Consider the following 13,532-nt stretch of genomic DNA (forward strand, 5'->3'; position numbering starts at 1 on the left):
GGAGTGGTTGATATCCCAACATCCCCATTCACATACCCCTTCTGGCAAAATCATCTTTCACTTATCCAAGCTTGCTGCATCACATTCAAAAATATTTAAGACTTGATCCTAAGTCACAAGAAAACCAGCCTTTTCATGAACAGTTTTCACAAATTTGAAGTTTATTTTCAATTTAGGAAGCAGGAAAGCATCGGTTCCCCGACAGGGGGGAACCTGATGATCTGCTTTGCCTATTTATTCTTGATTGGTTGAAAGCTTCGCTTTGCCTGCTTTCAGTCTGGAGATCAGCGCCGTAATTGGCGAAATCAGTGTTTTGGACATCATCACACCGGATACCCGCGTTTCCTTGAACATGAAGGTGAAGGCGTAGCTCGATACGATAAAGGCAAATACCGTACCGACCGCAGCACCCATGCCGCCGAATAGCGGGATCAGAATCAGGTTGATGATGATCTTCGTGAGTGCACCCATCACCTGGCTGATCAGCTCGAACCGATACAGTCCTTCGCTAATAATCCATTTGTTCAGGGCAGCACGCATGAAGATGAACAGACATGCCCAGACGTGAATGACGAGAATGCTGATCGATTCGAGATACGCTTTACCGTATAAGATCGAGATGACTGGTTTGGCCATCAGGGTGACCGCTATACAGATGGCGAGCGCGAACCAGAACAGCAGATTGTATAGCTTTTGCAGCTCAGCATGATAGACAGCCGGGCCTAGCTTTTTGTTTTTGATCATGCTCGGGAAGTACGAAGCGGCGACGACGGTCGGAATGACGTACCATACTTCGGACAACCGGGCAGCCACCGCATAGATACCAACCGCTGTATCGTTAATCATGTAGCTCAGCATAACCTGGTCGATCTTCAGATAGATGATCGTAGAAATACCAGCAACAATGAGTGGCCATGAGCTATTCGTTAGCCGTTTGCCTAGCTTCCAGTTAAAGCTCCACTTGGTCAGCGACACGCGCTTCATCTGAGTGAACAACAGGAACAGGTAACCGAGAATGAGCTCAAGCGCATACGATGCGGCGAACCAGATGAGCGAAGAATGGAATACGATCAGCAGTACCTTCATGACCGAGGTCATGAGGAAGGCAATACCCTTCGCATATACCGCATACTTCGCTTCTACGGTGGAATCAAACCACTGGGAAATGACATCCAGCGGCTGGAACAGCATATTCGCTGCGATGATGATAATACTCCAGCGCACCATCGCATCCTGTCCCGGAATGGCAAAGGCCAATGCGACCGTGATCGCAAAGGCGATCAGGCCGCTGACCATGCGCAGTGTCGATACCGTACCCAGAATCTCGTTCTTATTATCCGGGTGCTCGACCAGCTCTTTGACGATAATATTTGCCAGACCAAGCGGCACAACCGCCGCAATGATCGTTACAAATGAGATCGCAAAATTGTACTGACCGAACTGCTCTGGCCCCAGATAGCGCGCAATCCAGATACTGACGATCAGATTGATGCCCAGTCGCAGGAACTTGTCCATCAATTGCCAGTTGCTGTTAAAGAAGATTTTGCGCTTTTCGGGAGTCATCGATAGCTTGCTTTTTATTTTGGCAATCGGATTAGCCATTCATAATCATCTCGCTTAATAGACAGGTACAGCCGATGGCTTCAGGGAATGACGCTTCAGATCAGCATCTACCATGTTTTTCACCAGCTGCTCAAAGCCAACTTCCAGCTCCCAGCCCAGCTTTTCCTTTGCCTTCGTGCAATCGCCGAGCAGCAGATCAACTTCTGCTGGACGAACAAATTTCTCATCAATGACAACATAGTCTCTCCAGTTCAGACCCACATGGTCGAACGCGATTTGTACCAGCTCTTCTACCGTGTGCATCTCACCTGTAGAGATGACATAATCGTCCGGTGTATCCTGTTGCAGCATGAGCCACATTGCTTTTACGTAGTCACCTGCAAAGCCCCAGTCGCGTTTGGCATCCAGGTTACCGAGACGCAGTTCTTTTGCCAGACCCAGCTTGATCTGTGCTACACCGTCCGTTACTTTACGTGTAACGAACTCCAGTCCGCGGCGTGGGGACTCGTGGTTGAACAGAATACCGGAGCAAGCGAACATATCGAAGCTCTCACGATAGTTAACGGTGATCCAGTGACCGTACAGCTTCGCTACACCGTAAGGGCTACGTGGATAAAATGGTGTTGTTTCGCTTTGCGGAATCGCCTGTACTTTACCGAACATCTCACTGCTGGATGCTTGATAGAAGCGTGCTTCCGGTTTAACGAGACGTACAGCCTCCAGCATGTTCGTTACGCCCATTGCTGTCATTTGACCCGTTGCTGTTGGCTGTGGCCAGGAAGAAGCAACAAAGGATTGTGCACCCAGGTTATATACTTCATCTGGATCGGATTCACGTACTGCCTCGATCAGAGAACCGAGGTCAGTCAGGTCAGCGGAGATCCACTGAATTTGATCCTTGATATGCTCCACATTTTCGTAGTTTGGTGTACTTGTTCTGCGGCGTACGCCGTATACTTTGTAGCCTTTTTCCAGCAGCAGCTCTGCCAGGTACGATCCGTCTTGTCCTGTTACACCCGTAATCAATGCAGTTTTCATAAATGAATTCCCTCCACCATATGTTTTTTAGGTTATCTTTTTATATTCACTTAAATGAAATGAAAATGAGCATGGATTAGCGAACAGCCAGGCTGCTTCGGTAATCCTCATATACTGCGCGAATGCCTTCCTCCAGCGGAATACTTGCTTTCCAGCCCAGCCCATTGATTTTGGTTGTGTCCACCAGTTTGCGTGGTGTACCGTCTGGCACCGAGGAGTTGAATACCAGTTCACCCTGGAAGCCGACGATGTCCTTGATCATGAGCGCCAGATCCTTGATCGCAATATCCTCGCCTACTCCTACGTTCACAATCTCATTGCCCTCGTAGTTGTTCATCAGGAAGATGCACGCATCTGCGAGATCATCGGAGTGCAGGAATTCACGCTTCGGTGTACCTGTGCCCCAGATTTCAACGGTAGCGGAGCCATTTTCCTTCGCTTCATGGATTTTGCGCACCAGTGCTGGCAGTACATGCGATGTTTTCAGGTCAAAGTTATCGTTTGGCCCGTACATATTTGTTGGCATCGCCGAGATAAAGGTGGAGCCGTACTGTCGGTTGTACGATTCGCACATTTTGATACCCGCAATCTTGGCGATTGCATACGGCTCATTGGTTGGCTCCAGCTCACCTGTGAGCAGATACTCTTCCTTGAGCGGCTGTGGTGCAAACTTTGGATAGATGCATGTGGAGCCGAGGAACAGTAATTTTTTCACGCCATTAAAATAAGCGGCATCAATCACATTCGTCTGAATGAGCAGATTATCACGAATGAAGTCTGCTGGAAAATCGTTGTTAGCCGCAATTCCGCCTACCTTAGCGGCAGCGAGGAACACATAATCAATCTGCTGTTCTTTGAAAAAGCTGTATACCGCATTTAGATTCCTCAAATCCAGTTCAGCACTGGTACGGTAGATGAGGTTGGTATAGCCTTGCTTTTCAAGCGCGCGCAGAATCGCTGAGCCAACCAGACCGCGATGTCCGGCTACGTAAATCTTGGAGTCTTTGTTCATCAATAATCACCTCATCAAAATTTAAATTGGTCATTAAAACGCGTCTTTGGCACCGAATAGCACTTTAACCGTTTTAACGAGAATAAATAAATCGAAAATTATCCCTCGTTTTTTGATATAATGTAAATCGAGATCAACCATCTCATCAAAGCTTAGCTCGTTCCGTCCGCTGACCTGCCATAACCCGGTGCACCCCGGTGTTACACTCAGTCTCAGCTTGTCGCGTGGACTGTATTCTTCAACTTCACGCGGCAATGGCGGACGAGGTCCAACCAGACTCATATCGCCGCGCAGTACATTCCACAATTGCGGCAATTCATCAATACTTGTTTTCCGAATAAAGCGACCGACTCTCGTGATGCGAGGGTCGTTTTTCATTTTAAACATCGCGCCTTCGACTTCATTTTGCGCAAGCAGATCCTTTAACCTCTCCTCCGCATCTGAAACCATTGACCTGAATTTGTACATTCGAAACGGCTGTTCATCTTTACCGACTCGGGTCTGATAGAAAAACACCTTTCCCTTCGGGTCTTCCAGCTTGATCAGAATGCCAAGTACAATAAAGAGTGGTAACAGAACGATTAACCCCAGCAGTGAGCAAATAATATCGAGCGTTCGTTTCACCAGCATATAAAACCGGAGTTTGGTGGTCATGCTGCCTACATGTCTCGCATAAAACTCGCTGTAGCTTGCTAAAGCCTCGGCTTCACTCCCATGTCTTGGAGTCATTACGCTTCACCTCTTGCCATCAGCACGTCCTTCTGCGCTTCTCTCTCCAGTACGTCCTTGAGAGAAGATAACAGCGGTGCTTTTAAATCTTCATTTTTCAAGGCAAATTCAATTGTGGTTTGAATAAACCCGAGCTTCTCGCCCACGTCAAAGCGTGTGCCCTGGAAGTCATATGCAAATACCTGTTGCAGCTCATTCAGACGCTGAATCGCATCGGTCAGCTGAATCTCGCCACCAGCACCGATCTGCTGCTCACCCAGGAATTCGAAAATTTCCGGTGTCAGTACATAGCGACCCATGATCGCCAGATTCGATGGCGCTGTGCCAGGAGCTGGCTTCTCCACGAATTGACGTACCTCATGCAATCGTCCAAACTGCTCAATCGGATCGATAATGCCATAACGATGTGTCTGATGATCCGGCACGGTTTGTACACCGATAACCGATTTCTCTGTCACTTCGTATTGCTCGATCAACTGGCGTGTGCAAGGTGTATCGGATTCCACGATATCGTCACCCAGCAGTACCGCAAATGGCTCATCACCGATAAAGTTACGTGCACACCATACCGCATGACCCAGACCTTTGGCTTCTTTTTGACGAATATAGTGGATATCGACCTTGGATGACTTCTGAACCTCATCCAGCAGATCCAGCTTGCCCTTCTCTAAGAGCGTCGCTTCCAATTCAAACGCATTATCAAAATGATCCTCGATTGCGCGTTTCCCTTTACCTGTAACGATAATGATGTCTTCAATACCCGAAGCAATCGCTTCTTCTACAATGTACTGAATGGTCGGCTTGTCCACGATTGGAAGCATTTCCTTAGGCATTGCCTTGGTTGCAGGCAGGAAGCGTGTTCCCAGACCTGCGGCAGGAATGATTGCCTTACGAACTTTCTTCACAAGATCACACCCTATCCCTTTTTTATTTGTTTCCCATGGTGACCAGCTGCACATATGTAGACCATGCCTTCTCCATATCCTCCAGAGACAGCACAGCCTTCCAGCCACTGCTCACCGCTCTGAAAGGATGCGTTATACTCTCTCCTTGCTCTGTATGGGATATAACGTATCATTTCAGGGCGCTTGCAAGCAGCGCTGGTAAAAGCCGTTACCGGGCCTTCAACCCGTCCTCATCTTCATGCCTTTGACGATGTACGTCTAAGGCTGCATGTGCAGCCCACAGCATGACCGAGTGTCTCCAGTGATATGGGTGCAGGAGGCATTACCCCAAGCTTGGCCTGTATTCTGTGCTATCGAACCTGCCGAACCACCGCTATACGCCGTGCTTCGTGCAGGGTAAATCATCATTTGCTAATCATACTGACCGTAACATCTACTGTCATATTGTTGCGGCTTGCGACTAATCGTGATAGGCCGCAGACAACGTTTTGCGACTCGCCTGATTCAGCACGGCACCCAGAATACGGGCGCCTACAAATTCCAGACTGGTGATCGCCTTCGTAATATCCTTACGACTCTCGCCACCGGACTTGATCACCAGCACAACGCCATCGCAAAGCGTGGTCGCTACCTGTGCATCCGTAAATGGAAGAATCGGTGGTGTATCAAGAATAACGAGATCATATTGTGACTTGACTTCGTCCATCAATGCTGCCATCTGAGGTGAGCCTACAATCTCGGATGGATTCGGTGGTACAGGACCTGACGTGAGTACGCTCAGGTTCATTGTACGACTCGGCTGAATATTCTTTTCCAGATCGGCTGTGTTGAACAGCACGTTGGATAGCCCTTTTTCATTCGACAGGTTGAAAATGCGATGCATCGCTGGATTACGCAGATCGCCATCGACGATCAGCACGCTACGTCCTGTTTCGGCATAAGCAATCGCGAGGTTCGCGACCGTGGTACTCTTGCCCTCACCAAGCGCCGCCGAGGTGACGAGTACGCTTTTGACACGTGCATCCAGACGGGAGAAATCGATATTCGTACGCAGTCCCTTATACGACTCAGCGATGAGCGACTTCGGATTCTGCTTTGTAATGAGCGGCCATTTAAGTGTGGTTGGCACGTTCTCCACCTCCTACCAAAGGCTTTGCAGGTACATGTTCCTTCGCGGTCATATCGTCCTCGGTCATCTTAGCGATCACGCCAAGCACTGGAAGCCCAAGCACATCGCGAATGTCTTCCTCCGTCTTAATCGAGTCATCCATGTATTCCAGCAGGAAGGCTACCGCGATACCAATCACAACCGATAGGATCAGGGCAATCAGTACGAACAAAATTGGACTGTTACCGATTGGAACGCCTCCAGCAGCCGGGTCAGCCTGATCCAGCACAATGATATTATCCAGATTCATAATCTGAGGCACTTCACTCTGGAACACCTTGGCAATCGCATTGACCGTCTTCGCAGCACGCTCATACGAGCCATCGGTTACAGTGAGCGACATGACCTGCGTTTCGTTAACTGAGCTTACACTCACCATATTGATGAGCTGCGTTGCATTCAGTCCAAGCTCTGGATGATCCTGAACGACCTTATTCATAATCGCTGGCGTTTTGATAATCTCCTGATACGTCTTGATCAGTTGAATGTTGGAATTGATCGTTCCCAGATCCAGCTGATTACCTGTGTTGCCATCTGACGATTTTGGCGTACTGTTTACCACCAGCTTCGCCGTGGCTGTATACTTGGGCGCATTCGTCATAAACGCGTACGCAGCCGTTGCAGCCGTAATCACAACGACGATCAACATAATGAGCCAGAGGCGCTTCTTGATGATATTCAGATACTGTTTAATCTCCACTATGTCTCCTCCAGTAACTGTTAAGATGTTGTTCTTACCTAACAACCACGTTTCATTGAACCTCTCTATCTTTCACTTCGAAGTTCGCCAACACTACGCTGTCCAAGCAAGCTGTCTGCTTCGTCATGCTGTGTTTGCTGATGTGGCCCGCATATCCGGTTTGCATTCTCCTTTCCGGCTTCAAAATCAACATGTACGTGTATTAGTTACATTCTGTCATTATTAAATTACAAATTTGTAACATGTTAAGAATAGAAAATAACGGCGTTCACTTCAATGTCAGACCAAGAGAGATTGCCGTTCTGTATATGATGACTGTTACAAAGCTACGTACATTGCTTCTTACATCCATATTCCATATTTCGCTATGCAGTTGTGGGATGAACTCTGTTCCCGTCCTTAATAGTTATTCGTTTTGAATAACTTATGCGCTCATTATACTGCCTGATGAAAGCTTTGTAAACCACCTTCACTTGCGAAAATGGTTTCATTTACCATTTTTACGAAGATTGGTTATCCTCTGCTGTCATGAATCCTTCCAATGTTCCTCCATTGTTGATATGGTTCATGAGATCATCTACATTTCCTTGAATGCCCATTTTCTCGAAAATCATATCAATCAACAACGCCACATTGATGCTCTTCGCGCTCTGTTCTGAAATTGGACGATACATTTTATCTTGATAAATCCCCTGCTGATACGATATTTCCTGATTCAACGGGTAACGGGCCAACGACAACCAGTCTGCCAGATGTCCATTCGATTTGCAAGTTTTGCTGTCTTGTAGTGCTGGATCGGTGGAAAGACGGTGGAAGAATGTCTTCACCTCATTCTTCTTTTCGATCCATGCTTGATTAAGGACTTGCTGATTTCTCACATCAATTCCCTCCTATGATCCAGTTGGCTCTTATTCGTTTTGAATAAATTATAATTTAGGTTATCTGAAAATCATGTCGAATGCTAGTCTAAAAATAAAACTTTATTTTTTTAATTTTCGACTTTATATATCTTTGGTTTTGGGCATTAAGGAATACAAAATGTCGTATTCTATCCCTTTAGACTCAGCCTTTTTTTATTTTCAGAAATTTACAGGTCTTTCCGTCTAGTTCTCACCCTGTTTACAGTTTACTTGGTAATTTAAACACTATTTAAAGTTTGAAACTGGTTAAATTTGTTAATTACGTTGGTTAATTATTTGTTACTATTACGTGTATCCGTTTACAATTCTTTCACCTCATGAATCTTGCTTGAAAAGGAAGCAGGAATTCATACTTAATTTAGCAAATATGTTAAAATGAAATCTGCCTGCTGATATGTCCAAAGTTCCAAATCAGCCAATACGACATTTTTTACTACGAAATGTAGCAAAACTATCCATTTTTGAATAAAAAGGAGCTAAGAACTATGGGATTAGTGAAAGAATTTAAGGAATTTGCCGTTCGCGGCAACGTTATCGACCTCGCTGTCGGGGTTATCATCGGTGCAGCATTTGGTAAAATTGTTACTTCCCTGGTAAATGACATCATTATGCCCCCTGTCGGGAAGCTGCTCGGCGGCGTCAACTTCGCCGATCTGTTCATCAATCTGGATGAATTAACAGGAAGCAATGCGAAGCACTTCGTCTCGCTCGCTGAAGCTCAGCAAGCAGGCGCCGCGGTCATCGCATACGGGCAGTTTATTAACAACGTAATCGACTTCCTGATCGTTGCGTTGTGCGTATTCTTGCTGGTGAAAGGTATCAATATGCTCAAGCGCAAAGAACACGCGAAGCCAGCGCCAGAGAAAACAACGCGTGCATGCCCGTATTGCACGAATGAAGTATCGATCAAAGCAACACGTTGCCCACATTGCACATCTCAGCTGGATACGGCTGCGCCGACCGTGTGATGGGATAGGGACAGTAAAAGATAAAAGAAGAGGGACTGCCTTGATGGGCAGTCCTTTTTCTTTTGGAGATTAGGTTTGTATATGTTTTGCACATGTAGGATTCGTTAAAAATGAAGGTAGCAGGTAGCGCTGTATTATGTATACTCCTGCTCCTTCTATTTTACCTTCAACCCGATCCTTCATTTCTATGTAACTACGCTGTCTACTTCTACTTCTACTTCTACTTCTACTTCTACTTCTACTTCTACTTCTACTTCTGACCAATGATATACTTCCATGCTTTCCCCATCCATACTCTTTTTCGAAGCATCTTCAACACTTCGCTATTCCTCACACTTTAATCCTTTATATGATACGACTGACTTTACATCCCCCTTACTCGGGTAGCTCTCCTCCTCGTAATATGCACGCCATTCTAAGCATTACGTAAATATGCAAAACAAAACGCCTTGTGAGCATGAAATGCTCGGTCAAGGCGCTTTATTGGATACGATCAAGTACTGTATGCTCATTTTTATCCTGCCAGAGTCCAGGCTGAGGTTAGATCGGGCGGTTTTGGCTGGGAAGAAGATTCGATACGATATTCTTTAAGTCCCGGTCTTCCTTATATGTCTTATCACCTGTATCCAGCTCACGAATGTGGATATATTGGTAGTCCGCTTGCGGATTTACAGGGTTGTAACGCATCGGATCAGATGGGTCGGCTTTTACTTCATACTTCATATCAGTTAACATCTCGGTCAATTGATTTACATTTGGAAGCTCATCTTCGTTTACAAAAATAAGTCCTCGTAGCGACTTGGTCTCCTGTTCGTGAACCACATCAAACTTTACGATACATTCCATTTGGCTCTCCAACCTTTCTCTATTGTAGGGTATGGTATGCTGTAGTGGCGGCACCGTTTTAATCTCGATATAATGATGAGCATACATGACGTTCATACTTACGCGATGCCAGATCATTTCAACCGCTTCTCACCCATTTCACGGCTCACTATTATAATAGAAGAAACTAGATTAAAAAGATGTAAGATATTTAACTTTGCACAGATTATTTTTTATTTAGTTTAAAAAATATTCACAATTTTTCTTCTATTATAATAGTACATATCCATGCAAGCTTAGAGCAGTTAATACACAGACAAATGCATTATTCAGGAAACAGACACCACTCTGGTAAACGGAAAAGAATAAAGAAATGAGCTTCCTTATTTCCTTTCCTCCGTTCCCTGTGACTCACATCCATACGCGTTTGTACACATGCTCTAATACCTGAACTGCTTTAAAGACGAATCCTGATATTGTACAGAATGATGAAGTTACTGTATGAGCAGCTATATTTCTTATAAAATGGAATAGACCGAATTTTACATTTAAGCCGTTCAAGATACTAATCCATATTAAAGTAGTACGTTTATATGCTACAATTCGTGCTTCAAAAGTAAAGCTTCACATTTTAAAGCGTAACACTTGTACTTGTACTTGTACTTGTACTTGTACTTGTACTTCAAAATGCTGCGACACGCACAGAGCGAGGGCAAGGAAATAAGGGGAAAGGACGACTTTGGAGGGGCGGGAATCTTCATTCTATCCAAATTCAAAAGATTCCCGCGGCTCCACCGAGTCCGTCCCCTTATTCCTTGCCCGAGCGGTGCCCCACTCAGCACAAATTTAATGACAAGGATGTGACCCCTAATCATGGCAGATCACGAACTACTAGATATTTACGACGAACAGGATCATCATATCGGTGTATGTCCGCGCTCAGAGGTGCATCGTGTTGGACACTGGCATCATACCTTTCACTGCTGGCTTGTACGCGATACCGAAGCAGGTCGTATGCTCGTTTTTCAACAGCGCCAGCATAATAAAGATACATTTCCCGATCTATACGACATCACCGCTGCTGGACATTTACTCGCAGGTGAGACGGTAGAGCAGGCGGTACGTGAGTTGGAGGAAGAGCTAGGTGTACCGCTTCGCTTCGATCAGCTCACACCACTCTTCATTACGCGCGATGGATGGGAGTTTGAAAGTCCCTCTGGAACGTTGATTGATCGTGAGGTAAGTAGTGTGTTTGGAGCATGCAGTCCACTCACGTTGCAGCAATATGAGCTGCAAGCGGACGAGGTGGCAGGTGTATTTGAAGCTCCGCTCTCGCAAATGCTGGAAATGTTCCACGGGGAACGAGCCTCTGTAACCGCAACGGGTATATATGGTCAGTCAGCAGAAGCACCTGCCGGCGATCCACCCTATGTACACGTCGAGGTTACCGTAGAACAGTTTGTTCCACAGTCACCTGGCTATTATGAGAAAACCTGCACCTTGCTACAGCAACTCAGTCCGCTGGAATAATACCGGGCAAATAGCGATCCAAAATGCGCGTATAGCCCTGTCCATAACGCCGGATTAGCTCCTGGCCTAGATCATTTTCCATTTCATATAAAATAATCTCCTGGGAAAAATGCTGCAATAGCAGCTCAGCCATCAGCGGATGCTCGGTAACAAGTGCCTGCGCAGGAATACCATCGCCGCGCATCCCGACAATGCACCAGTGACGGTCGATGACCATCCAGAATTTGCGTCCGCTGATCCCTCCCTTGAGTAGACGAATCCCCGGATGCCCATCCTCCTCCAGACCCTCGAACGACCATAATACTCGAACGCCGCGCTGCTCGGCATTTTCTAATTTTTGTCGAAACCATGCCGCTTCCTCACGCCAGATTCCAGCGACGATCTCCTCGCCCGCTTTATCCAGCTCCCGATTGATCAGCTCGATCACATTACGCTCTCCCTCTACCATATGAAACGAAGGGCTTTCTTCGCGACTACTCGGCATTGCCTGTTCCAAATACGACAATGACGCATCAATCTGCCCTGCGATCATACGAGTAAGCTCCTTCACCGGAAGCATGCTGTACCTTGCTGGTTCACCAGGTGTAAGTTGTACAACGCCACGTGTGAGTAAACGCTGTAATGTCGCATATACGTTAGAGCGCGACACGCCAAGCCGCTTGGCCACCTCGTATCCCGACTGTGTAGATTGCTGTGCCAGACAGACCATGACCTTTGATTCGAGCTCGGTAAATCCAAGATTACGCAAATGCTGAAGCAGTTGTTCCATCAGGCATACCGTCCTTTGCAGTCATTTTGATGCCCGGCAGACAAGCTCAAGCGGGCGTGAACAAGAATAGGCTGGAACACGTTCCATTCGCCAATGCTTCGACTGATCCGCGATACATTATGTATATAGACAGCAGCAGGCTGATCGGTAGGTAGTGATCAGCCTGCTGTTGCCTGGTTCGTATGTGATTCATGATGTGTGTATAAAATAAGTAAGCGTTGGTATGGAGAAATGCTATTATCATCACCGCACGCGTGAATTCCGCTACAAAGGCAGTGCGATCCCCACATTCAATAAGGAATTAAACGACCTGTTCGGTTCCGCAGCTTGGACACCATTTGGAGCCTTTAGGCAGTGCTTTGCCGCATACCTGACAGTTAAATGTACCGGGATCTACCGTTTCCGGTTCCGGTGCTTCCACTGGCTCGGTTGCCAGCAGGGTATCACCCTCCGAAGCAGTTGCCTCCGGCGTTTTCGTTAATGATGGGGAAGACGCTGTTGGCGCTGGCGTAGCCGTCTGGCTAGTAGAAGAAGCTGACTTGGCTGCTTGAGCTGTATCTTCTTGCTCTTCCTCCAAAGGAATGCCCAGATCCTGCTTCCATGCACGTACCAGACGATCGAGCTCATCCTGGCGCTCCTGATCTTCACGTAAACGCTCTGCGCGGCGCTGCTCCGTTTCTTCACCTGTCAGCTCAGACAGATCGAGCTCCTGCTCATCACGACGTGGCGATGATACCAGTGCATCCAGCCCACTCTCGTACGAAGCTTCGCGCTCATCCGTCGCTTCACGCTCGCTACGTGGCGTGGCGAGCTTTTCCATTTTGCGTCCGCAATTCGGGCAGAAGTTAGCATCCAGTGCCACCACCGTACCACATTCGCAAATACGTTCATTTTTCAAAATAGCAATGCGCGTACGAATCTCTTCGATCTCTTCATTCAGCAGATCGCACGCCTTGCACAGCTCGGTCATCTCTTCCTCGGCAATCGACATATCCCCTGCACGATAGCCTTCATAGAATACCTCGCCCATACGCATATAATGTACGCCAATTTCGCGCTCAATGTCCACGATATGTCCATTCATCCGATTGACCTCTACCGCATTTTGCGCTCGCTCGGTTGCTTTACCAGCACCGCTCTTTAGCCGTTGTAAGATATTCATGACTATTCTCCTCCTCTAATTCCACGGACGGCTGCTACATTTTCGCTGTGCAGCGGTCACTATCCCGTTACCAATCACAACAAGCGCTCTATTGGGGGATTACTCAAAGAGTATACATCCATTATAATAGAAGGATATGTATAAAAGTAATCGGTTATAACGAATATACCCTCAATCAAAACGGCTTGTAACCCTATCATAACAAAATTTTCGCTCAGTTAAAAAAAACGGGCATAAACCCGC

At 46.7% G+C, this 13,532-nt stretch carries 13 protein-coding genes; 2 read left to right on the forward strand and 11 right to left on the reverse strand.

Going from position 1 to position 13,532, the window contains the following annotated elements:
- Window positions 1–234: 234 nt before the first annotated feature.
- The 8 genes from SK066_RS21205 to SK066_RS21240 form a co-directional block, all read right to left on the reverse strand.
- Window positions 235–1,602 (reverse strand): flippase, encoded by a 1,368-nt coding sequence (locus SK066_RS21205; protein WP_320542905.1) that lies wholly within the window; start codon window positions 1,600–1,602, stop codon window positions 235–237.
- A gap of 15 nt (window positions 1,603–1,617) precedes the next feature.
- The gene (gmd, locus tag SK066_RS21210) at window positions 1,618–2,601 is read right to left on the reverse strand and encodes a GDP-mannose 4,6-dehydratase (RefSeq protein ID WP_320542906.1); all 984 of its coding nucleotides are present in this window, start codon (window positions 2,599–2,601) and stop codon (window positions 1,618–1,620) included.
- 76 nt (window positions 2,602–2,677) lie between these two features.
- On the reverse strand, window positions 2,678–3,613 hold the full coding sequence (locus SK066_RS21215) for a GDP-L-fucose synthase family protein (RefSeq protein ID WP_320542907.1): 936 nt from the start codon (window positions 3,611–3,613) through the stop codon (window positions 2,678–2,680).
- A 33-nt stretch (window positions 3,614–3,646) separates the two neighbouring features.
- The gene (locus tag SK066_RS21220; RefSeq protein WP_188775762.1) at window positions 3,647–4,342 is read right to left on the reverse strand and encodes a sugar transferase; all 696 of its coding nucleotides are present in this window, start codon (window positions 4,340–4,342) and stop codon (window positions 3,647–3,649) included.
- On the reverse strand, window positions 4,342–5,247 hold the full coding sequence (gene galU / locus SK066_RS21225) for a UTP--glucose-1-phosphate uridylyltransferase GalU (RefSeq protein ID WP_188775763.1): 906 nt from the start codon (window positions 5,245–5,247) through the stop codon (window positions 4,342–4,344). The genes SK066_RS21220 and galU overlap by 1 nt, the downstream gene beginning before the upstream one ends.
- A gap of 460 nt (window positions 5,248–5,707) precedes the next feature.
- Window positions 5,708–6,376 (reverse strand): CpsD/CapB family tyrosine-protein kinase, encoded by a 669-nt coding sequence (locus SK066_RS21230; protein ID WP_320542908.1) that lies wholly within the window; start codon window positions 6,374–6,376, stop codon window positions 5,708–5,710.
- A complete protein-coding gene (locus tag SK066_RS21235) occupies window positions 6,360–7,115 on the reverse strand; it encodes a YveK family protein (RefSeq protein WP_320542909.1) in 756 nt (251 codons plus the stop codon). The genes SK066_RS21230 and SK066_RS21235 overlap by 17 nt, the downstream gene beginning before the upstream one ends.
- 500 nt (window positions 7,116–7,615) lie before the next feature.
- Window positions 7,616–7,993: a hypothetical protein gene (locus SK066_RS21240; protein ID WP_188775766.1), complete on the reverse strand. Its 378-nt coding sequence runs from the start codon at window positions 7,991–7,993 to the stop codon at window positions 7,616–7,618.
- Window positions 7,994–8,520: 527 nt separating this feature from the next.
- Between SK066_RS21240 and mscL the strand changes: the two genes are divergently transcribed.
- Window positions 8,521–9,003: a large conductance mechanosensitive channel protein MscL gene (gene mscL / locus SK066_RS21245; protein ID WP_320542910.1), complete on the forward strand. Its 483-nt coding sequence runs from the start codon at window positions 8,521–8,523 to the stop codon at window positions 9,001–9,003.
- Window positions 9,004–9,543: 540 nt separating this feature from the next.
- Here mscL and SK066_RS21250 read toward each other — a convergent pair.
- Complete coding sequence (locus SK066_RS21250; RefSeq protein WP_320542911.1) at window positions 9,544–9,966, reverse strand: hypothetical protein; 423 nt, start codon at window positions 9,964–9,966, stop codon at window positions 9,544–9,546.
- Window positions 9,967–10,701: 735 nt separating this feature from the next.
- Here SK066_RS21250 and SK066_RS21255 point away from each other — a divergent pair.
- Window positions 10,702–11,358, forward strand: a complete 657-nt coding sequence (locus tag SK066_RS21255) for an NUDIX hydrolase (RefSeq protein WP_320542912.1) — start codon at window positions 10,702–10,704, stop codon at window positions 11,356–11,358.
- Here SK066_RS21255 and SK066_RS21260 read toward each other — a convergent pair.
- Both SK066_RS21260 and SK066_RS21265 read right to left on the reverse strand, forming a co-directional pair.
- The gene (locus tag SK066_RS21260) at window positions 11,342–12,127 is read right to left on the reverse strand and encodes a TrmB family transcriptional regulator (protein WP_320542913.1); all 786 of its coding nucleotides are present in this window, start codon (window positions 12,125–12,127) and stop codon (window positions 11,342–11,344) included. The two genes, SK066_RS21255 and SK066_RS21260, sit on opposite strands and share 17 nt — an antisense overlap.
- 301 nt (window positions 12,128–12,428) lie before the next feature.
- A complete protein-coding gene (locus SK066_RS21265; protein WP_320542914.1) occupies window positions 12,429–13,289 on the reverse strand; it encodes a zinc ribbon domain-containing protein in 861 nt (286 codons plus the stop codon).
- Between the last annotated feature and the right edge of the window lie 243 nt (window positions 13,290–13,532).

The organism is Paenibacillus hunanensis (assembly GCF_034055775.1).
Lineage (GTDB): Bacteria > Bacillota > Bacilli > Paenibacillales > Paenibacillaceae > Saccharibacillus > Saccharibacillus hunanensis.

Bases quoted from the DNA above. Each gene is read 5' to 3' on its own strand.
- SK066_RS21260 (WP_320542913.1), bottom strand. From the start codon at position 12,127: ATGGAACAACTGCTTCAGCATTTGCGTAATCTTGGATTTACCGAGCTC.
- mscL (WP_320542910.1), top strand. From the start codon at position 8,521: ATGGGATTAGTGAAAGAATTTAAGGAATTTGCCGTTCGCGGCAACGTT.
- SK066_RS21205 (WP_320542905.1), bottom strand. From the start codon at position 1,602: ATGGCTAATCCGATTGCCAAAATAAAAAGCAAGCTATCGATGACTCCC.
- SK066_RS21265 (WP_320542914.1), bottom strand. From the start codon at position 13,289: ATGAATATCTTACAACGGCTAAAGAGCGGTGCTGGTAAAGCAACCGAG.
- SK066_RS21220 (WP_188775762.1), bottom strand. From the start codon at position 4,342: ATGACTCCAAGACATGGGAGTGAAGCCGAGGCTTTAGCAAGCTACAGC.
- SK066_RS21255 (WP_320542912.1), top strand. From the start codon at position 10,702: ATGGCAGATCACGAACTACTAGATATTTACGACGAACAGGATCATCAT.
- SK066_RS21215 (WP_320542907.1), bottom strand. From the start codon at position 3,613: ATGAACAAAGACTCCAAGATTTACGTAGCCGGACATCGCGGTCTGGTT.
- gmd (WP_320542906.1), bottom strand. From the start codon at position 2,601: ATGAAAACTGCATTGATTACGGGTGTAACAGGACAAGACGGATCGTAC.
- SK066_RS21250 (WP_320542911.1), bottom strand. From the start codon at position 9,966: ATGATCTGGCATCGCGTAAGTATGAACGTCATGTATGCTCATCATTAT.